General features: G+C 56.7%; 17 protein-coding genes. 4 read left to right on the forward strand and 13 right to left on the reverse strand.

Annotated elements, in window-relative coordinates:
• Window positions 1-276: 276 nt before the first annotated feature.
• Complete coding sequence (locus tag WEB54_RS03040) at window positions 277-906, forward strand: SatD family protein (RefSeq protein ID WP_368053177.1); 630 nt, start codon at window positions 277-279, stop codon at window positions 904-906.
• 8 nt (window positions 907-914) lie between these two features.
• Here the strand turns inward: WEB54_RS03040 and WEB54_RS03045 are convergent, their stop codons facing one another.
• On the reverse strand, window positions 915-1352 hold the full coding sequence (locus WEB54_RS03045; protein WP_368053178.1) for a nucleoside deaminase: 438 nt from the start codon (window positions 1350-1352) through the stop codon (window positions 915-917).
• Window positions 1353-1505: 153 nt separating this feature from the next.
• On the opposite strand from WEB54_RS03045, the gene WEB54_RS03050 reads away from it, so the two are divergent.
• Both WEB54_RS03050 and WEB54_RS03055 read left to right on the forward strand, forming a co-directional pair.
• On the forward strand, window positions 1506-2318 hold the full coding sequence (locus WEB54_RS03050) for a response regulator transcription factor (protein WP_368053179.1): 813 nt from the start codon (window positions 1506-1508) through the stop codon (window positions 2316-2318).
• Window positions 2302-3942, forward strand: coding sequence for a sensor histidine kinase (locus WEB54_RS03055; protein ID WP_368053180.1), 1641 nt, complete (start codon window positions 2302-2304; stop codon window positions 3940-3942). Before WEB54_RS03050 ends, WEB54_RS03055 begins: the two co-directional genes overlap by 17 nt.
• 10 nt (window positions 3943-3952) lie before the next feature.
• Here the strand turns inward: WEB54_RS03055 and yfaE are convergent, their stop codons facing one another.
• The 11 genes from yfaE to hisB form a co-directional block, all read right to left on the reverse strand.
• The gene (gene yfaE, locus WEB54_RS03060) at window positions 3953-4225 is read right to left on the reverse strand and encodes a class I ribonucleotide reductase maintenance protein YfaE (protein ID WP_368053181.1); all 273 of its coding nucleotides are present in this window, start codon (window positions 4223-4225) and stop codon (window positions 3953-3955) included.
• Window positions 4222-5346 (reverse strand): class Ia ribonucleoside-diphosphate reductase subunit beta, encoded by a 1125-nt coding sequence (gene nrdB / locus WEB54_RS03065; RefSeq protein WP_368053182.1) that lies wholly within the window; start codon window positions 5344-5346, stop codon window positions 4222-4224. Before nrdB ends, yfaE begins: the two co-directional genes overlap by 4 nt.
• A gap of 9 nt (window positions 5347-5355) precedes the next feature.
• On the reverse strand, window positions 5356-7623 hold the full coding sequence (gene nrdA / locus WEB54_RS03070; RefSeq protein ID WP_368053183.1) for a class 1a ribonucleoside-diphosphate reductase subunit alpha: 2268 nt from the start codon (window positions 7621-7623) through the stop codon (window positions 5356-5358).
• 459 nt (window positions 7624-8082) lie between these two features.
• Window positions 8083-8640, reverse strand: coding sequence for a TMEM165/GDT1 family protein (locus WEB54_RS03075; protein WP_368053184.1), 558 nt, complete (start codon window positions 8638-8640; stop codon window positions 8083-8085).
• 207 nt (window positions 8641-8847) lie between these two features.
• Window positions 8848-10809, reverse strand: a complete 1962-nt coding sequence (locus tag WEB54_RS03080; RefSeq protein WP_368053202.1) for a TRAP transporter permease — start codon at window positions 10807-10809, stop codon at window positions 8848-8850.
• Between the two features lie 53 nt (window positions 10810-10862).
• The gene (locus WEB54_RS03085; protein ID WP_368053185.1) at window positions 10863-11408 is read right to left on the reverse strand and encodes a DUF1850 domain-containing protein; all 546 of its coding nucleotides are present in this window, start codon (window positions 11406-11408) and stop codon (window positions 10863-10865) included.
• A gap of 6 nt (window positions 11409-11414) precedes the next feature.
• Window positions 11415-12371, reverse strand: coding sequence for a TAXI family TRAP transporter solute-binding subunit (locus WEB54_RS03090; protein WP_368053186.1), 957 nt, complete (start codon window positions 12369-12371; stop codon window positions 11415-11417).
• Between the two features lie 389 nt (window positions 12372-12760).
• Window positions 12761-13519, reverse strand: a complete 759-nt coding sequence (gene hisF / locus WEB54_RS03095; RefSeq protein ID WP_368053187.1) for an imidazole glycerol phosphate synthase subunit HisF — start codon at window positions 13517-13519, stop codon at window positions 12761-12763.
• A 463-nt stretch (window positions 13520-13982) separates the two neighbouring features.
• Entirely contained in the window at window positions 13983-14717 is a 735-nt protein-coding gene (gene hisA, locus WEB54_RS03100) for a 1-(5-phosphoribosyl)-5-[(5-phosphoribosylamino)methylideneamino]imidazole-4-carboxamide isomerase (protein ID WP_368053188.1), read from the reverse strand.
• 57 nt (window positions 14718-14774) lie between these two features.
• On the reverse strand, window positions 14775-15425 hold the full coding sequence (gene hisH, locus WEB54_RS03105) for an imidazole glycerol phosphate synthase subunit HisH (protein ID WP_368053189.1): 651 nt from the start codon (window positions 15423-15425) through the stop codon (window positions 14775-14777).
• 76 nt (window positions 15426-15501) lie between these two features.
• Window positions 15502-16092 carry an imidazoleglycerol-phosphate dehydratase HisB gene (hisB, locus tag WEB54_RS03110; RefSeq protein ID WP_127556518.1) on the reverse strand — a complete coding sequence of 197 codons (591 nt, stop codon included), beginning with the start codon at window positions 16090-16092 and terminating at the stop codon, window positions 15502-15504.
• Window positions 16093-16257: 165 nt separating this feature from the next.
• Between hisB and WEB54_RS03115 the strand changes: the two genes are divergently transcribed.
• On the forward strand, window positions 16258-16638 hold the full coding sequence (locus WEB54_RS03115) for an acetyl-CoA sensor PanZ family protein (protein ID WP_368053190.1): 381 nt from the start codon (window positions 16258-16260) through the stop codon (window positions 16636-16638).
• On the opposite strand, the gene WEB54_RS03120 is transcribed toward WEB54_RS03115, so the two are convergent.
• Window positions 16601-19744, reverse strand: coding sequence for a diguanylate cyclase (locus WEB54_RS03120; RefSeq protein WP_368053191.1), 3144 nt, complete (start codon window positions 19742-19744; stop codon window positions 16601-16603). The genes WEB54_RS03115 and WEB54_RS03120 overlap by 38 nt on opposite strands.
• Window positions 19745-19823: the final 79 nt, after the last annotated feature.

Below are 19823 nucleotides of genomic sequence, written 5' to 3' on the forward strand. Positions count from 1 at the left end.
TCTGTGAGTTTAATGGCCATGGCCCGCAGCGGATGCCGGTGTTGCCTCTGAGGGGGCGGCGTAAATCCGTCCATGGATCCTAGGAGCTTGTCGGACTTAGGGTGAATTGGCTGTGAAAGCGGGACGACGGTCCACTCCTCGCTTCGATCCCCTTAAGTCCGACAGGCTCCTGGTAAAGGCTTTCGGTTTAATTGGCTGAATTAATCCAAAATGGTTTAAAGATAGATAATAAACCAATATGGTTGATTTATTGGCCGAGCCATCTAAACTGCAGGTATGAACCGACTGATTGTAATAGCAGACATTGTCGCCTCCAGAGAAATTGCCGACCGGACCGCCGTTCAACGCGACCTAAAAATGGAACTGGACCGCCTGAACCGGCAAACTGACGACCTGCTCTCACCCTATACCATCACTCTGGGCGATGAGTTTCAGGCTGTGCTGGGCACGGCCGGCCGGGTCTTTACCGATATGCTGGCCATTCGGGCGGCGGTTTACCCCGTCCGGCTGCGCTTTGCCGTGTCGGTTGGAAGCCTGGCCACGCCCATCAACCCGGACCAGGCCATTGGTATGGACGGCCCGGCCTTTCATGCCGCCCGGGAAAGCATCGAACAGCTCAAACAGGGTGACCATCAACTGGCTTTGGCTGGCCACCTGCCGGGCCAGCCATTGGACTTGATGCACAGCACCCTGAATTTACTCGACCGCCACTGGCAAAGCTGGCAGGCCAATCGTCTGGTGATCTTGCACCGCCTGCTGCAGGGCGATACCGTAGCGACGCTGGCTAAATCACTGCAGATCAGTGAGCAGGCGGTCTACAAGAATATTCGCCAGGGCGGACTGGACGATGTAACGGAGAGCATCCAAACCCTAACCCGATACCTGGATGCGGCCCTGGCAGAATGACCCGAGTTTCATTCACCAATATCCTCATTCCACAGATCAGGCCGCTCGCGGATGAAGGTCTCCATCAGGTGGATGCAGCCCGGCTCCTGGCGTACGTCCAGCTCGACGCCGCGGTTGGTCAAGAGCGCTTCGTCACCCTGAAACGTCTGGTTTTCACCGATCACCACTTTGGGAATGCCATACAACAGAATGGCGCCGCTGCACATGGGGCAGGGCGATAGCGTGGTGTAGAGCACCGATTCGCGATACACCGAGGCGGGCTGGCGGCCGGCATTTTCCAGTGCATCCATCTCGCCGTGGAGCACCACGCTGCCCTGTTGAACCCGACGGTTGTGGCCCCGGCCAATAATCTGGCCCTGGTGTACCAGTACCGAACCGATTGGGATGCCGCCCTCGGCGACGCCTGCTTTTGCCTCGTCGAGCGCGGCCTGCATGAATTGGTCCATGCCGGACTCCTGAATAGGGGGTATAACTTGCAAACTAGCGAAGGACGGGGTGGCACGCAAGCGCGTAATACAACCTCAGTCACATTTCAGGGTCGGTTGGAGTGCTAGACTGTAAAGATGTCTCAACTAAAACGCTAAAAAGGCAGTAACGCCATGACCCGGATTGTGTGGGTAGAAGACCAGTCCCACTGGGTCGAGCGGTTTAAACCGACGTTGGAAGCAACCGACTTTAATGGTTCGCCGACCGACGTCACAGTCTTCAAATTCGCTGAAGCCGCTTGCCAGTACATTAAACAGTGTCCCGATGACGATGCACCCGATGTCGCGTTGCTTGACGCCCATATGGGCGGCAACAGCCACGCTGGCCTGACGGTGTCGCGGGCTCTGCAGCGGCGCTGGCCGGATTTGCCTGTGGTGTATTTGTCGGAGCACAGCGGTACCGATATTGAGCAGGCGGCGTTTGAGCAGAACGGCACCCTGGATTTTATTGCCAAGCACCAGCGCAATGTCGAAGCGGTGCTGTGCTGGCGCATACAGGCCGTGTTGCGCCAGCAACGCCACCAACCCGGCGATATGGCCAAAACTGACAGCGACACCCTGCGCAGCGGGTCGCTGAGCATCGATACCCGCACCTGGGAAGTGTTCTGGCAGGGGCATAAACTGATGAACCCGAGCAATTCGCGCCGCCCACTGGCGCCGACGCCGCGCAAAATACTGCGGTTTCTGGTCGAGGCGGCACCCAGCCCATTGTCGACCTGGCAAATCGCCGATAAGCTCGATGCCGACCCGGAGCGGTTTTCCTACGCCAACTACCGGCAACACATTCGTACTCTGAGGCGCGCCTTCGATCAGGTCGAAACGGGCGACGGCGGCTTTACCGATCGTTGCCGGGAAGGCGTTGGAATCGTCACCTTTGGCGATCAGGAAGCCTACTGCTGGAGGCCAGACCATGACCCTGCGCGCTGACACCGATCGCCCTTTTAAACCAAACTGGCCACAACGTTTCAGCTTGCTCAGCAGTTTTTTCGGGCTGAGTCTGGTGGCGTATTTTTATCTGCTTACCGAACCCGACCTGATGACCTATTATCAGGTGCCTGAATGGGTGCTGGATCCGCGTCTTAAAATGGCCTTGTGCGCGATTTTTGCGATATTCCTGATCAACGATGCCCATCGTTTTGGTCTGGCGCAGCGTCAGCAAAAACAACAAGCCAGGCAATTACAGGAAGAGTTCAATCAGCTTTGGCAGAGCCGCAAACAGCTGCAACATAAAGTCCATACCTATGCGGGCCATGCCGATAAATTGAAACTCTTTATCAGCGACAAGTTGCTGGAGTACATCGAGTACGATGAGAAGTTTCTGCACTTTAAAAGCATTGCGGCCGAAGTCCGTCATAACGGTGTCATCGGGTTCGATAAAGTGCAGTCGGCGTTGGAGCAAGCCCTGGCCCAGCCCGGATTGAATGAAGCCGACCAGGTGCGAACCAGAGAGGCCCTGCAGCAGCTGCGCTATGTTTGGGATCTGCTGGATCTGGCGACCACCGACAACATTGCCCTGCACCTTGCCAATCAGTTGTGTGATCTGGAAGAGCCTTATTACCAGCAGTCCCTGAATCCGGAATCGGCCGACTCTCACGAGTTACAGCCAACCTTTTCACCGGTCGCCGGTCTGGTGAGGGCGCTGACGCCCTTGCTGAATACACCCGACTCCGTGCACCAGGCTGTGGCGGAAGGATTGCCCTGTCAGTGGCAGGATGACCCCTCGTTCTGGGTGCTGATCGAGCCCTGCGGAGTGGTTCTGGGTAACGAAAATCACTGGGTATTGTTGTTGGAAAATTTGCTCAAGAACGCCCAGTTCTTCAGTGGCAAGCGACCTTATCGGCACAAATACCGCCGCATTGGCGTGCGGCTGACTGAACCGGCGGGTAAGGTCCGCTTGCAGGTGTTTAATAGCGGGCCAGGCATCAGTGAAGAAGACAAACCCAAAATCTTTCAACTGGGGTATTCGACACGGCGGGTGAAGGAAAACCACGGCAAAGGCTTGGGACTGTTTTTCGTTGGCGAAATCGTGAAAGGGTATGACGGCTCTATTATGATTGAAAACATCGTCAACCGCTCCCGTCAGATGACGCTGCGGCTAGAGTTTGAAAACGGCGATGTTCATACCGATTCCTTCACCATTGACGTTGAGGACGATCTGCCCGTTTGCCAGCGCCACGATCAGTCGACGACCGAGAAATCCCTGAGCTGGTCATTTGAACAGCGCCTGCGATCTGTTGAGGTTTCTTCGGCCGATTCCCACCAGCCGCAACAACGGGTGCTGGGCAGCGATATCCGCAACCTAACCTGGGCTGATCCGCAACGCCCCGACAACCCGAGTTGGGTGCTGGATATTAATCTGACTCGTAAAAACGCCGGACTGGTGTTCACCCCTCTGGATGAACGCGGTGTGCAGTTTACTGTCGAGATGCCGCTGGCCGCTTCCCGGCTGGCGGAAGATGCAGGTTCTGAATACGACCTCGACACCATTGATGTTGACCGCCTGAATCAGCCATTTCAGGCACTGGATCTGTACCACGAGTCCACTCACTAGTGCACTAGCCTCAGGCCTTAAAAGTTACCGTGGCATCCACAGCTACCACACAACTGCAAGCCAGAATTTCGCTGTCACCACACCAGGCCAGGGGCTCCTGAATGTAATCAACCGAGCCCTTAATCAATACCATGCGGCAGGCGCCGCAATACCCTTCCCGGCACTGATAGGGTACCCGAAACCCCCGCTTCTCCAGTTGCTGTAACACAGTCACCGGGTCAGGCGAGGGAAACAAGGTAATGCGGTGCGTTTGAGATGCGTTCGGGTTGACCTCTCTGGTCACAACTCGAAGTCTTCCAGAGCGCCGGTGTCGACATCGCTTTGCAGGGCACCGACCAGATAGGTGCTGATCTCGGTTTCCTGGGGAGCAACCTGAACCTGGTCGCTTTGCAGCCAGGCGTCCATCCACGGCAGCGGGTTTTTGGGTGATCCAAAGGCCGGCTCCAGATCAATGCCAGCCAGGCGCTGGTCGGTGATGTGTTGAACGTATTGCGAAAGAATGTCGGTATTCAGGCCAATCATCGAACCGTCTTTGAACAGATAGGCGGCCCATTCTTTTTCCTGTTGGGCGGCATCGATGAAAATCTGGCGCACATTGTCGCGTTCTTCTTTGGCGATTTCAGCCATGTCAGGGTCGTCGTGACCACGCGCCATCAGGTTCAGCATGTGCTGGGTACCCGTTAAATGCAGCGCTTCATCGCGGGCGATCAGGCGAATGATCTTGGCGTTGCCTTCCATTTTAGAGCGCTCGGCGAACGCAAAGCTGCAGGCAAAGCTAACGTAAAAACGAATGGCTTCAAGCACGTTGACGGAGGCCAGCGTCAGATACAGTTTCCGCTTCAGCTCGCGCAGTGCTTTTTTACCGTCAGCACCGGTCTGCCATTCGTTGGTCTGTACCTGGAACCGCTGGGTCGCTTCAATCAGTGCATCGTAGTAGCGCGTGACCGAGGTCGCACGATTGACAATGGCCGGGTTGTGCACGATGTCATCAAACACCTTGCCCGGCTCGGTCAGCACATTGCGCATGATGTGCGTATAGGAGCGTGAGTGAATGGTTTCACTGAACGCCCAGGTTTCGATCCAGGTCTCCAGCTCGGGCAGCGACACCAGTGGCAGCAGGGCCACATTGGGTGAGCGTCCCTGGATGCTGTCGAGCAGTGTCTGATATTTCAGATTGCTCAGGAAGATGTGTTGCTCGTGCGCGGGCAGGGCAATAAAGTCTTTGCGATCGCGCGTGAGATCCACTTCTTCCGGCCGCCAGAAAAACGACAGTTGCTTTTCGATCAGCTTTTCGAAAATCGGGAACTTCTGCTGATCGTAGCGCGCCACGTTAACTGTCTCGCCGAAAAACATCGGCTGGCTGAACGTATCGAACTCACGCTGGTTAAACGTTTGGTAAGCCATTCATGCTCCTCAGATCTTGCACGCGCCGCTGGCGCAATCGTCATCGTCCATGGCACTGCCGGCACCGTCGCGGGTGTTGTGGTAGTACAGGGTTTTGACACCGAGTTTGTAAGCCGTCAGCAGGTCGTTGATCAATTGTTGCATCGGGACCTTGTTGCCATCGAAACGGGACGGGTCGTAATTGGTGTTGGCGGAAATCGACTGGTCGACAAACTTCTGCATCACGCCCACCAGGTTCAGATAACCCAGGTTGTTAGGCTGCTGCCACAGTAACTCGTACTGGTCTTTCAGGTTGGCAATGTCGGGCACCACCTGCTTCATTACCCCGTCTTTCGACGTTTTAACCGATACCAGGCCACGCGGTGGTTCAATGCCGTTGGTGGCGTTGGCGATTTGTGAACTGGTCTCTGAGGGCATCAGTGCCGTCAGCGTTGAGTTGCGCAGACCGTGCTGCTTGATACGGGCACGCAGGTCATCCCAGTTCAGTTTTAGTTCGGTATGGCAGATTTTGTCGAGATCTTTCTTGTAGTGATCGATCGGCAGTTTGCCCTGAGCGTACTGGGTTTCGCTGAAGCCCGGGCAGGCGCCCACTTCTTCGGCCAGCACACTGGAGGCCTTAAGCAGGTAGTACTGAATGGCTTCGAAGGTCTCGTGCGTCAGGTCCAGTGCGGAACCATCGGAATAGCGTTTGCCGTGCTTGGCCAGGTAGTAAGCGTAGTTGATCACGCCAATGCCCAGGGTGCGGCGTTTCATGGAGCCAAGCTCTGCGGCTTTAACCGGGTAATCCTGGTAGTCGAGCAGGCTGTCGAGCGCACGCACAATCAATTCGGCCAACGGTTCCAGTTCATCCAGAGATTCGATGGCGCCCAGGTTAAAGGCAGCCAGGGTGCACAGCGCAATCTCACCGGTTTCATCGTTGATGTCATGCAACGGTTTGGTCGGCAGGGTGATTTCCATGCACAGGTTGCTTTGACGCACCGGCGCTTGCTTCGGATCGAAGGCACCGTGGGTGTTGCAGTGGTCAACGTTCTGAATGTAGATACGACCGGTAGAAGCGCGCTCCTGCAACAAGGTTGAAAACAGCTCGACCGCAGGAATCTGTTGCTTACGAATGTCGTCGCGTTTTTCGTATTCGGCATAGAGCTGCTCGAATTTTTCCTGGTCTTCAAAAAATGCATCGTACAAACCCGGTACATCAGAAGGGCTGAACAGTGTGATCGGTTGGTTCTTGATCAGCCGGGTATACATCAGGCGGTTGATCTGTACGCCGTAGTCGAGCTGACGCACCCGGTTTTCTTCGACGCCGCGGTTGTTTTTCAGCACCAGCAGGCTTTCGACTTCCAGATGCCAGAGCGGGTAGAACAAGGTTGCTGCACCGCCACGCACACCGCCCTGGGAGCAGCACTTAACGGCGGTCTGGAAATGTTTGTAGAACGGAATACATCCGGTGTGAAAGGCTGCACCGCTGCGAATCGGTGAGCCGATGGCGCGAATGCGGCCGGCGTTGATGCCGATACCGGCGCGCTGGCTGACGTAACGGACCACGGCCGCCGAGGTGGCGTTAATGGAGTCGAGGCTGTCGTCGCTCTCGATCAGCACGCAGGAGCTGAACTGGCGGGTCGGGGTGCGCACGCCAGACATAACCGGCGTAGGCAGTGACAGCTTGAACATCGACACCGCTTCATAGAACTTCTGAATGGTGTCGAGGCGGGTAGCATTCGGGTAGCTGGCAAACAAGCTGGCCGCGATCAGAATGTAGAGAAACTGAGGTGATTCGTAGATCTCACCGGTGACCCGGTTTTGTACCAGATACTTGCCTTCCAGCTGCTTGACCGCCGCGTAAGAGAAGTTCAGGTCGCGATCGTGCTGCAGAAAGCTTTCCATGGCCTCGTAGTCAGCTTCGCTGTAGTCGGTAAACAGGTGCGCATCGTAACGGCCATCTTCGACCATTTTTTCGACGTGTTGGCGCAAAGTAGGCGGCTCGAACTGGCCATAGGCGCGTTTGCGCAGGTGAAAAATCGCCAGGCGCGCGGCCAGGTATTGGTAATCCGGGTATTCCTCGCTGATCAGGTCAGCGGCGGCTTTGATCAGGGTTTCATGAATATCGGAGGTGGTAATGCCATCGTGCAGTTGCAGCTGGGCTTTAAGCTCAACCTGGGAAACAGACACCGAGTCCAGCCCTTCAGCGGCCCAATTCAGTACTTTGTGGATTTTGTCGAGATCGAGGGGTTCGCTACGTCCACCGCGTTTTTTGACTGAAATGGTTGCTGTATTCACCTGCGCTTCCTCCGCTGTTGAGACTGCATCGGAGGAAAGGCTGGAAAAACCAACGGACAGTGCCAGAGTTGGTTTTTCCAGTGCAGTTCGCTTTGCCCGACGCGTAATATTTGGGTGCATTGGCAGGGCGTCAGACGGGAAATACGACCATGGCTACCGCGCCCTGACGCACGCTGTTAACAGGCTCCTTGACGCACTCTTTTACGAGTGCCCATAATACCGTGATAAGCCGCGTGTCGAAATGGGTGCTGTGAAGCCTGAATTCCCTGCTAAGACCGGATTAAGCGGGGTACCTGCGGCACCCCGATCAATCACCAAATGCCCATATATGGTGTTGTTTTGGTGGCATCATGTCAATATGTGGATGTTTTCAATATTCTGATGTGAAGTAGTCACTCGCTCTCGAAGGCCCTGATAGTGGGCTTGAACGAGGTAAATTTATTTCGTAAATGAGACTGGCTAAGCACCTGCAATCGTCCAGACGCCAAAGCCTATAAACAACAGGCAGGCAATGATATGAGCGCTGCGAACCGGCAGGCGTTGCATCAGCCAGTTACCGGCCAGAATCACGGGCACATTGGCGATCAGCATGCCCAGCGTTGTGCCCAGGGTTACCCAGAGCGTTGACTGGTACTGGGCGGCCAGCAAGACCGTGGCGATCTGGGTTTTATCGCCGATTTCGGCAATAAAAAACAGAATCAGCGTCGCCGCGAAGGCTCCCATGGATTCAAATCGGCTGGGGCCACTGTCGTCCTTGTCCGGAATCAGCATCCACAGCCCTACGGCAATGAAACTGCCCCCAATGATCCAGCGTGCCCAGCTTCCGGGTGTCCACTGACCAAGCAGGGTGCCCAGCCAGGCCGATAGGCCATGGTTGAGCAGGGTGGCGACAAGAATACCCGCTACAATAGCCCAGCGATTGCGAAATCGGGTGACCAGAAACAGGGACAGCAATTGGGTTTTATCACCGATTTCCGCAAGGGCAACGGCCAGGGTCGAGCTGAGAAAGGCTTCCATTAAAGTATTCCGGGGGCGGGGAGCAAAACCAAAGGCAAACGCCACATCCCCACCCCGGTTCTGTGTCGTTTGCCTCAGGTCTCATCAGTCCGGCCGGTAGCGGTTAACGCTGCGGCAGGATGCGACCACCATGAACCTTCGGTTCAATTATGTTGATAGCCGCGCCGGTGGGAACCGGCCGATTACTCCCCCAAGACGGTGCGCAGTTTACCCGGCCGGGTTCACTGCTGCAACTTTGGGTCGCTGGATAAAGTTGATGGTCAGTAATACCAGCATCGATACAACGCCAATGACTTCAAGCTCGAACGCCGGGTAGAAAATGGCGATAACACCCAGCGATAAGAGAATGCGCATCCAGTTCCGCATGGGACCAAATAGATACCCTTCCAGAGCCGCAGCGAAGGCCGCCAGAGCGAGAATGGCGATGAAGCCGTTCCATAACACCAAAGGCACCGGCCCGCCCAGGATGATGGAGGGGTTAAACACCATGAACAGCGGAATAAGGTATAGCCCCTTGGCGAACTTCCAGGCCTGGACGCTGGTTTCCATGGTCTTGCTACCCGCAATGGCCGCCCCGGCGAATGCCGCCAGGGCTACGGGGGGCGTGACGTTGGAGTCCTGTGAATACCAGAAGACGACCAGGTGGGCGATCAGCAACGGGATGCCGAATTCATTGGTCAGCGCCGGGCCGACCAGAACGATCAACACGATGTAACTGGCGGTCACGGGTAACCCGAGGCCCAGAATCAGGCTGGCAACCAGAACCAGCAACAAGGCCAGCAATATATTGCCTCCGGAAAACGCGATCATCATTGAAGAGAACTTAAGACCGAGCCCGGTTAGCCCTACCACACCGACCACAATGCCAGCGACCGCACAGGCAATACTGACTGAGACGGCGTTGCGGGCGCCCAGTTCAAGGCCCTGGAGCAATTTAACACCGCCGTTGCGCAGGGTGCCGCGGACCTCAGACACAGGTTGTCCGTTTTGGTGCCCGCGCCTCAGCGCGAGCCAGAGCCCGTTCAAACCGGCGACGGCCATGATGCTGATAATGGCGTAGAAACCAACCCGCATCGGTGATATCCCGAGTACCAGCAGCCAGACCAGCAGCAACAGCGGTACCAGAAAAAACCAGCCGCGTGCCAGGACGTCCTTGATCTTGGGCAGCTCACTTTTGGTTTGGGGTTGCAGGCCCTGTTTGACCGCAATGATGTGTACAAACAGATAGACCGTTGAAAAATACAGCAACGCGGGAAACACGCTAACTTTAACAATTTCCAGATAGGGCAGGCGGGTATACTCAGCCATCAGGAAAGCACCGGCTCCCATCAATGGCGGCATGATCTGCCCGCCGGTACTGGCGGCGGCTTCGATACCCCCGGCCTGGGCTGGCTTGTAGCCGAGCTTTTTCATCAGTGGAATCGTAAAGGCACCGGTGGTTACCACGTTGGCAATGGCACTGCCGGAAATGGACCCCATGCTGGCAGAGGCGAGCACCGCCGCCTTGGCCGGGCCACCACGCTGGGTGCCGGTGGCTGAATAGGCGAGATCGATGAAAAATTTGCCGGCGCCGGTGACTTCAAGCAAAGCGCCAAACAGCACGAAGATAAACACAAAGGTGGCCGCCACCCCGAGTGGCAAGCCGAAGATGCCTTCCTGACCGAGATACAGCTGAGCGGCGACCCGGTCGAGCGAATAGCCTCGGTGGTTAAGAATGCCGGGCAGGAACTCTCCGAGCCAGGGCAGGTCACCACGGGCACCGGCCAGTGCATAGGCGATCGCGAGAGTGCCGATGATGGTCAGGCCGGTACCGACGGCCCGTCGGCTCGCTTCCAGCACGGTAACGATACAGATGCAGGCAAAAACAATGTCGGTGTTTGACCAAAACCCGGCCCGGTTGATGATGTCATCCAGAAACCAGACCAGATAAAAACCGGAGGCCGTTGATGCCGCAAAGAAAACAAAGTCGACGCCCATGGCGATGGGCCCCCTGGGCTTACCTGGTTTTGGGCCAAACAACACAAAGGTAAGCATCAGAATCAGCATCAGGTGGATGCCACGCTGATAGAACAGGCCCAGCGGTTCAATGCCGGCGCCATAGAGATGAAACAGCGACAGGCTGATGCCCAGAACGATGACCAGCCAGCGCCAAACGGCAGGTCCGGGCATCAGGTCGGCCTGCCAGTCGCTCTCGACCGTAAAGGGTATCGGGGTATATTGTTTCATGGAGTCATACTTCCAGTGGGTTCGTCAGCGGCGAGGCGAATAATGACACGTTGGTCGAATGCCAGCTCACTGAGGCTGATCAAATTGTGTTCAATTGCAATGCGGTGATTGACCCGCATTGACCCGACCCGCAGCACGAGCTGATTGCCCGGCAACGGCTGGTTAAAATTGGTAATGCGATAACCGTGCTGGTCATCTGATTCCAACGCCCCGCGTCCGGGAATATGCCCCAGGCCAGCGGCAAAATCGGGGGTGTGCGTGCTGTCGAGAATCAGTGTTTGGCCATCTACCCGAAAGCAGTCTTCCACCTGGAACCCCTGAACAGAGTGATTCCAGAGCAGGCACCATCGGCCTTCTTCGTCGGCCAGTTCAGCCCGGGCCAGAATGTGATTATTGGTATCGACCACTTCCAGTTGCCAGGCAAAGACGGGTGAAGCGGCGGACATTACTCCGGCGAATAACCCCAGTCTGGCAATTCTGACAACTTTAAAAAAACCGCGGGTCTTGCGACCCACGGTTTCCAGGCTGGTTAGCCGCGTCATTGTGAATTACTGACGCAGGCGAGCCGGGATATCCGCACCGATTTCTTCGTAGTACCGAAGGGCACCCGGATGCATCGGAATCGGTGTGGAGGTTAGCGAGAATTCGACGGTAGTGTCATTAGCCGCCGGGTGAATGTCGCGCAGGTACTGAACTTCCTCGAACAACAGTTTAGTGATCTGATAGGCCAGCTCTTCAGACATGGCGGTGTTGACCGTCAGGACGTTAGGAATACCAACCGAAGCGACCGCTTCGTCCATGCCTTCATACAAACCGGCACGCAAGCTGTATGGTGCGAAAACTGGCTCAAGTTCCAGAGCGTTGGCAACTTCTTCTTCGGACAGTGACAACAGTTTAATGTCGCGAGTAGTTGCCAGGCTCAGAATAGAGCTGGTCGGCGGGCCAACACTCCAGAAGCCTGCATCGATATCGCCGTCACGAATCGCGTCTGCGGTTTCGTTAAAGTTCAGGCGCAATGCTTCGAAATCGTCGTAGCTGATGCCGTTGCCTTCGAGAATGGCATTGGCGTTCACTTCAGTACCACTGCCCGGCGCGCCGACGGAGACCCGCTTGCCGCGCAAGTCGGCCAGGGAGTTAATGTCGGAGCTGGCCAGCGTCACGATTTGCACCGCATTGGGGTAGAGAGAGGCCAGAGCAACCACATCCAGTTTGTTACCATTGAACCGGTCACCACCGTTGTAGGCTTGGAAAACCGTGTCGGCCAGGGCGATGGCCAGATCGGAATCCTGGCGATGCACCAGGCCCATGTTTTCTACGGAGGCGCCGGTTACTTCAGCGACAGCGTCGTAGCCATCAATGTTGTTGCTGATCAGTTCAGCCAGACCACCACCCAGCGGGTAGTAGGTGCCACCGGTGCCGCCGGTAGCAATGGACAGGGATTCAGCCTGGGCGGCAGAGAAGCCCAGGGCCGCAGTTGCACACAGTGCCAGTGAAAGCTTGCGCATGAGATTGATACCTCGGTTGTTGTTGGTTTTGTACATCTATTATCGTCGTTCAAGATCCCGTGGCTCAGCCGGTGAGTCTTTAGCAACAAGACCAGTCGAGTTCCACAGGAATCCAGGCGCAGGGCCTGTTAATGACCTGATTGTAGTCGTGATGTTGCAGCAAGCACGGATTGGTTCGAGTTTTTTGTAGCCCGGCTGCCACAGAGTCAGTGAGGGTAGTGCAACCCGTGTGCCAGGAACGAGACGCCTTCTAACCCTTATGGTTTGGGCGCTTGGGGCAGTTAACAAAAGAAAGTAGGCAGTATTTTGCTTATTGACAGGGGTTGGGTAAGCAAAAAATGGCTGGGTTCGCGTCTGTTGAGGCGCGAACCCTAGATCAGGAAGGAGATTCAGCACCGCATTTCAATACCGCGACCCGCCATCACGTCTTTCGCCTCGGCGATGCTGTACTCACCAAAGTGAAAGATGCTGGCGGCCAATACGGCATCGGCGTGGCCCTCAAGAACGCCGTCGGCCAGGTGATCGAGGTTGCCGACACCACCACTGGCGATAACAGGAATGCGAATGGCATCCGCCACGGCTTTGGTCAGCCCCAGATCAAACCCGGATTTAACCCCATCCCGGTCCATGCTGGTCAGCAAAATCTCGCCGGCCCCCAGTTCCTCCATTTTCTGCGCCCATTCAACGGCATCAATGCCGGTCGGCTTGCGGCCACCGTGGGTAAAAATTTCCCAGTGGTTATCCACCCGTTTGGCATCGATGGCAACCACAATACACTGGGCACCAAACCGGTCGGAGGCCTGTTTCACAAACTCCGGGTTAAACACCGCCGCGCTGTTAATAGACACTTTGTCGGCACCGGCATTCAGCATGGTACGAATATCATCCAGCGTGCGAATACCACCGCCAACGGTCAGCGGAATAAACACCTGTCCGGCAATGGCACTGACGGTCTCGACCATGGTATCGCGGCCTTCATGAGTAGCCGTAATGTCGAGCATGGTAATCTCATCGGCACCCTGTTCGTTGTAACGCCGCGCCACTTCCACCGGGTCACCGGCATCCCGAATATTGACGAAATTAACGCCCTTCACCACGCGACCCTTGTCGACGTCGAGGCAGGGAATAATACGTTTTGCCAGTGCCATAATTGTGTCTCTCGGTTGCTCTGTTGGGTGCCCGGGCTTGCGTTAGTGCCAGGGGGGCGTGTCAGGCACCGGGTAGGCTTCTCCGGGGTCGGCGTGAACCCGTCCATGGGGCCTAGGCTTCGGCATCCATGCCTCAGACTTCCCCGGAGAAGCCTACCCGGCACCTGACACTTAGTTTGGCGTCAATTCTAACAATGGTACTACTGAACAATAACGATGGCGGTTAGCTCACCTGAGTCCTGAGTTAGAAATTCGCCTTCAAATAACCTGAAAAATTGTGAAGGACGGCCGGGTATGCCCATTGGAGGTCGTTAGACCGCAGGGATGCGGTCTTCGAGCCCCCATGGATGGGTTCACGGCGTACCTCCAATGGGCATACCCGGTTGTCCGCCTGGCACAAGTTCTAAATTGACTCAACGTTTGCTTCGCCTGCGAATTTCTAACTCAGGACCCAGCCACAGTATCAACCCCGCCCGTCGCAGTAAGCCTGAGCCTCTTTCAAGTCGATAGCGCCGTCGTAGATGGCGCGGCCGGTGATGGCGCCCAGAATGCCCTGGCTGGCGACATCGCAGAGGCGTTCTACGTCGGTCATGTTGGTGACGCCGCCGCTGGCGATGACCGGAATGCCGCCGGCTTTGGCGACCTCGACGGTGGCGTCGACGTTGACGCCCTGCATCATGCCATCGCGGCTGATGTCGGTGTAGACGATGGCGCTGACGCCGTCGTTGGCGAAACCGCGCGCGAGGTCGGTGGCCAGTACGTCGCTGACGTCGGCCCAGCCTTCGGTGGCTACGCGGCCGTCTTTGGCATCGATGCCGACAATGATGTGGCCCGGGAAGGCCTGGCAGGCTTCGCGCACGAAGCCCGGGTTCTTGACCGCTGCGGTGCCGATGATGCACCAGCTGACGCCAGCTTTAATGTAGGCCTCGATGGTGTCCAGCGAGCGAATGCCGCCGCCGATCTGGATCGGCAGATCCGGGTATTTTTTGGAGATGGCGGTGACCGCTTCGGCGTGAATCGGGGTGCCCTCGAAGGCACCGTTCAGGTCGACCAGGTGCAGGCGGCAGCAACCGGCTTCGACCCAGCGGGTGGCCATTTCTACCGGGTCGGACCCGAATACCGTGGCATCTTCCATGCTGCCTTGCAGCAAGCGTACGCACTGGCCGTCTTTCAGGTCGATGGCGGGGATGATCAGCATTGAGGGTGTCTCCTGTATTACCCGGAGATAGTACCGGGATAGGACCGGAATGATCGCTTAGCGGCGACCGTCCCAATCGACAAAGTTTTTCAGCAGGGTCAGTCCGGCCGGAAAGCTTTTTTCCGGATGGAACTGGGTGGCAAATAGGTTGTCGCGGTAAATCATGGCGGCGAAGGTGGCGTCGTAGGTACAACTTGCCGCCGTGTATTCCGGGTGTGCTTCCACGTAGTAGCTGTGCACGAAATAGAAGCGGTCGCCGCTGTTAATGCCCTGTAGCAGCGGGTGATCGATTTGCAGATCGACCGTGTTCCAGCCCATGTGTGGGACCTTCAGTGCCAGGCCGCGTTCATCGGTCGCGGTGGTGCTGAAGCGACGTACTTCACCGTCGAAATGGCCCAGGCAATCGACGCCGTTGTTCTCGTGGCTGTGTGCCATCAGCGCTTGCATACCGACACAAATACCGAGGAAGGGCTTGCCGCTGTTTACCGCCTCGGCGACCACGGTATCGACGCCCTGGCGGCGAATTTCGGCCATGCAATCGCGAATCGCGCCGACACCCGGCAGTAGAATGTGGTCGGCTTCGGCGATGCGGTGTTTATCGGACGTTACTTCGATTTGGGTGTTCGGGGCAACGTGCTCTAGCGCCTTGGCGACGGAATGCAGGTTGCCCATGCCGTAATCAATGATGGTCAGCAGTGTGCGACTCACGGAGTTATCCTGTTTTGGCGGAGTTCTGCATCAGGCACCCACAGTGGGCGCGGTCTGCATACCCTTTAAATCAATATCAGAGCACGCCCTTGGTGGAAGGGGTGATGCCGGCCATGCGTTCGTCTGGGGTCAGCGCCATGCGCAGGGCGCGGCCGAAGGCTTTGAACACCGTTTCGATCTGGTGGTGCGAATTGTGCCCTTTGAGATTGTCGATGTGCAGCGTGACCCAGGCGTGATTGACGAAGCCCTGAAAGAATTCATAAAACAGATCGACATCGAAACCGCCGACGCTGCCGCGAGTAAACGGCAGGTTGTATTCGAGGCCAGGGCGACCGGAGAAATCAATCACGACCCGTGACAGGGCTTCATCCAGCGGCACATAGCTGTGGCCGTAGCGGGTGATGCCTTTCTTGTCGCCGACAGCCTTCGCGAACGCCTGGCCCAGAGTAATGCCGATGTCTTCAACGCTGTGGTGGTCGTCGATGTGGTTGTCGCCGCGGCAGACGATGTCGAGATCGATCAGGCCATGCCGGGCGATCTGGTCCATCATGTGGTCCAGAAAGGGCATGCCGGTGTCGAACTGGGCTGTCCCGGTGCCGTCCAGATTGATACTGACTTTGATCTGGGTTTCGGTGGTGTTGCGTTCAACCGTCGCTTGGCGACTCATAGTACGACTCTCTGTTCTTGATGATTCGAGTGATGATTTGGGCAACGCATGCGGGGTTGGGGCTGTTCTTCCAGCATGGTTGCGCTGAAGTAAACGGCCTGATACCCGGTTGCGAAGGCGCATTATATCGGTATGCTGCGCCTCAAACCACCCGGACTGACGATCATGCCTGTAACACTGGACTTCCTGGCGCAATCGCCTGCTGCTGAACAACCGGAATCCGATACGGCCGATCTAGCGAGACTGGCGCAGGATATGCTCTCTTGCCCTTGTTATCGGGCCGCCTGGGAGGACTGGCTCGCTGGTTCTTGTGGAGTGGGGCTGTACGCCGCCCGTTTCAATGGGCGCATCGTTGGTGCTGTGTTGGTGAAAGATGATTGTTTGCTTAGCCTGGGGGTCAGAGCGCTTACCAGGGGCCGGGGTATCGGTTACAGAATGCTGTCGATGCTGGCAGCGCAGCGCAGTCTGAGAGTATCGGCACGCATGCATCCAGAGCTTGCCAGCTTTGTTAATGCCTGTTTGGTGTCGATGGCAGGCCCGAAATAACCGCCTGGTTCTTGCCGCGGGATTTGGCTTCATACATGGCCTGGTCGGCGAGATTCAACAGTTGATCGACCAACCGGGGCGCCTGCTCTCCCTGTACCTCGATAATGCCCACTGAACAGCCCAGTTGCTGGCCTTCCGGCCAGTTAAATTCCTGCCCGGTGAAGCGCTGCAGGAAAGCCTGGCAACGAACCGGTGTGGAAAAATCTTCCAGTATGCGCTGGGCCAGCTGTTGCACCGCCTTACCCTGTTCGTTGGGAAACAGTATGACGAATTCGTCGCCGCCCAGACGCGCCGCCAGATCCTCGGTGCGGGTATGTTCTTTCAGTAACTGGGCAAACCCCCGCAACACCTGATCTCCCAGATTGTGGCCGTAGTTGTCGTTCAGGTACTTGAAGTTGTCCAGATCCAGGAAGGCCAGCGTAAACCGATAGTCGGGGTTGCGTCGGCCGCGAGCCAGTTCTTCCTCCAACCGTGGGTACAGAGCCTGACGATTCATCAGGCCGGTCAACATGTCGGTGGACGACAGATGGTGCAGCTCTTTCTCGTGAATCAGTCGTTGTATGGCGGCCGCCAGTTGCCCGGCCAGTATGGAGGCCGTGCGCAGCACCGACTCCTCAAAACCGGACGGGTTGCGAGTCATCAGCACCATGTCACCAAAGTCATGATGTGGCAGGGCGATGCGAAAGATGCAGACATAGCCGGTATCGATGCCATCAAGATCCAGATTATTCATGCGGATCAACAACCGCCCGCGTGTCAGGCGCTGCAACGCCAGGGCCTGATGCAGACGCTCAGCGTCCAGAACCGGCAGGCCCCGGGTGATCAGGGTGTCGTTCATAAAGGGTTGCTGGGTCAGTTCGATCGCGACGTAATCGCAATCCAGATGGGCTTTCAGTTGCTGACACAGGGTTTCGACCAGTTTGAGCGTGTCGGTGGCGGCATTGGTCTGGGCACTGAGATGCGACAGCAGACGGGTATCGCGCACCCGTTGCTGGATCTGTTCGAGCTCACCCTCAAGACCGGCCGCTCGCAACACCGACATGACATCAATGTTGCTACTGGGCATGGGTGGGGTATCTGGCTCATGGGGCTGCATCCACTGAATCTGATTAGCCGGTTTCAGGCTGGATGGCATGCTGTCGGGGCCAGCGGCATACCAGGCCAGGTTTATCAGAGTGTCCGGCACATCAAGGTGCGTCTCCAGTGATGCCTGCAGCTTGTTAACCAGTGTTTTTACGCCATAGTAGTCGGCTTCTGCGCGCGCGAAATGCAACTTCAGACAGGTCAGTAACAGCGTCCCCCAAACCGACGGCTGCACCGGCCGTTGCCGAAAATCCTGTAAGGTATGCTGGGCCAGCACGCTGTGCCCCAGATAAAAGCGGTACAGCGCCTGCTGCAGTATTAGGTCGTCCAGGGTGTAAAACGGTATGGTGACAAAACCCCGAATACGACACAGACGGATGGCGGTGCTGAGCAGACGCAAGCTCTCCTGAACATTGCCGCTGATCAGGTAAACCCAGGACAGGTTGTGCAAGGTGACTGCGATTTCGTTGTAGTGCGCCACGGTTTGCAACTTGTGCAGGGTGTATAGAAAGGTATCCCGGGCTTCCTCTATTCGGCCCATGCGCATCTGGATGATGCCCAGGCCATTATACAGTGAGGCTTCGTGGCGTGGTGACGCCATGCGCGTGCATCGACCTAAAGCCAGTTCAAGGAGCCGGTGTGCCCGGCTGAACCGATGCGTTTTGGTTTGCAGAAAGGCCATGGCTTCTGTCAGTTTGACGGTGGCAATGTCGTTTTTCTGTACGCGGGCCTGGCTGAGGCCCGCCAGAATAGCGCGCCTCAGAAAATAGCGCTCCCGGTCGGTCATGCGGCTTTCCCAGGCGATCTGAGCGGCCCGCAAGGCGTAGCCGTAATCATCCGTGTCGCGCATGGGCAGCAGGGCTTCCAGGCGATGCAGCAAGTTAGCGGCCGGACGCTCGTGGTACATGCTACTGATCATTACCTGCAACAGTAGCCATTCCCGTTCTCGCACCAACCAGACTGCGTTCTTGGTGGTAATCTGTTCCAGTGCGGTCTGGGCGTGAGTGGCCATTTGCCGGGCGGTACTCAGCTGGTGCTTGGTCAGTGCGCACCAGCCGAGGCGCAAGTAGGCATCGAACATCTGATCATAGAAGTGATCCTGACGGGCTTCCTCGAGCAATTCGGTCAACAGGGTGATGGCGCCGTTGTGCTGGTCTTTGTAGTAATGGGCCTCGGCTTCGATCAGCCGCAGTGTGCTGCGGTGTTCGGTCAGTAGCAGGATCTGGCGTTCATCCAGTATCAACCCGATTTTGTCGCACAGCAGGTGGGTTTCGGTGTGGCACTGCAAAGCATGGTTTTTCAGGGCATCCTGAATCAGGCGCGGGATGCTCTGGGTGCTCAGCGGCAGGGGTTCCGGCCAGGGGGGTGAGTCGACGATAAGTTCAGGCGACAAATCGATCAGCCAGTTGGGCGGGTCAATTTCATCGTCTGCGCTGCGTTGCATACTGTGCCAGTCGAGGTCATGGGCTGCCATTAAGTCAGTATCGGTCGAGGTGAGCAGTAGCACCCGACCGTTTAATTGCTGTTGGGCGGTACTGACCAGGCGCTGCAAGCTAACACTGGCGAAATGAAAATGCGTCAGTGCCACGACGATAGGTCGCTGTTGCGATAGGGCGGCCAGCAAACGAAGAATGTCGTCCTGATAGGCAATGGTTTTCTGAATGACGTGATCTTTCAATTGCAGCGGATGCTGCTGGATATAGTGGTCATCCAGAATTTGCTTCCAGGTTGCCAGGTTGGGTGCATAAACACCCTGTTCTTCAAGCCAGCGACTGCAGTCAGTGATGCACAGCCGGTCGTAACCGTTCTGAATGATGTCAATCAACGGGTAATAGCCATGTAGCTGGCTGTCGGCAGCCAGTTGAAAGCGAACGCAATCAGCGGGCAGGTCTGCCATAAACGCATCCACCAGGCTGCTGAAGCGGCGGCCATCGGCATCGGCGAAAAGCAGGCACTGTCCCTGGCCTTTTACGGTCTGCTGCCATGCGTTGGCCAGCAGCCTAAGCGGGTAGGTCTGATTCATAATCCTTCACGATTTTGCAGCGTCCTGTGAGTATAAACCAAAAAACCGCGTCGTCGTGCAGACGAATTGGCACCTCAGC

The sequence above is a fragment of the Saccharospirillum sp. genome, from assembly GCF_040881935.1.
Taxonomy (GTDB): Bacteria; Pseudomonadota; Gammaproteobacteria; order Pseudomonadales; family Natronospirillaceae; genus Saccharospirillum.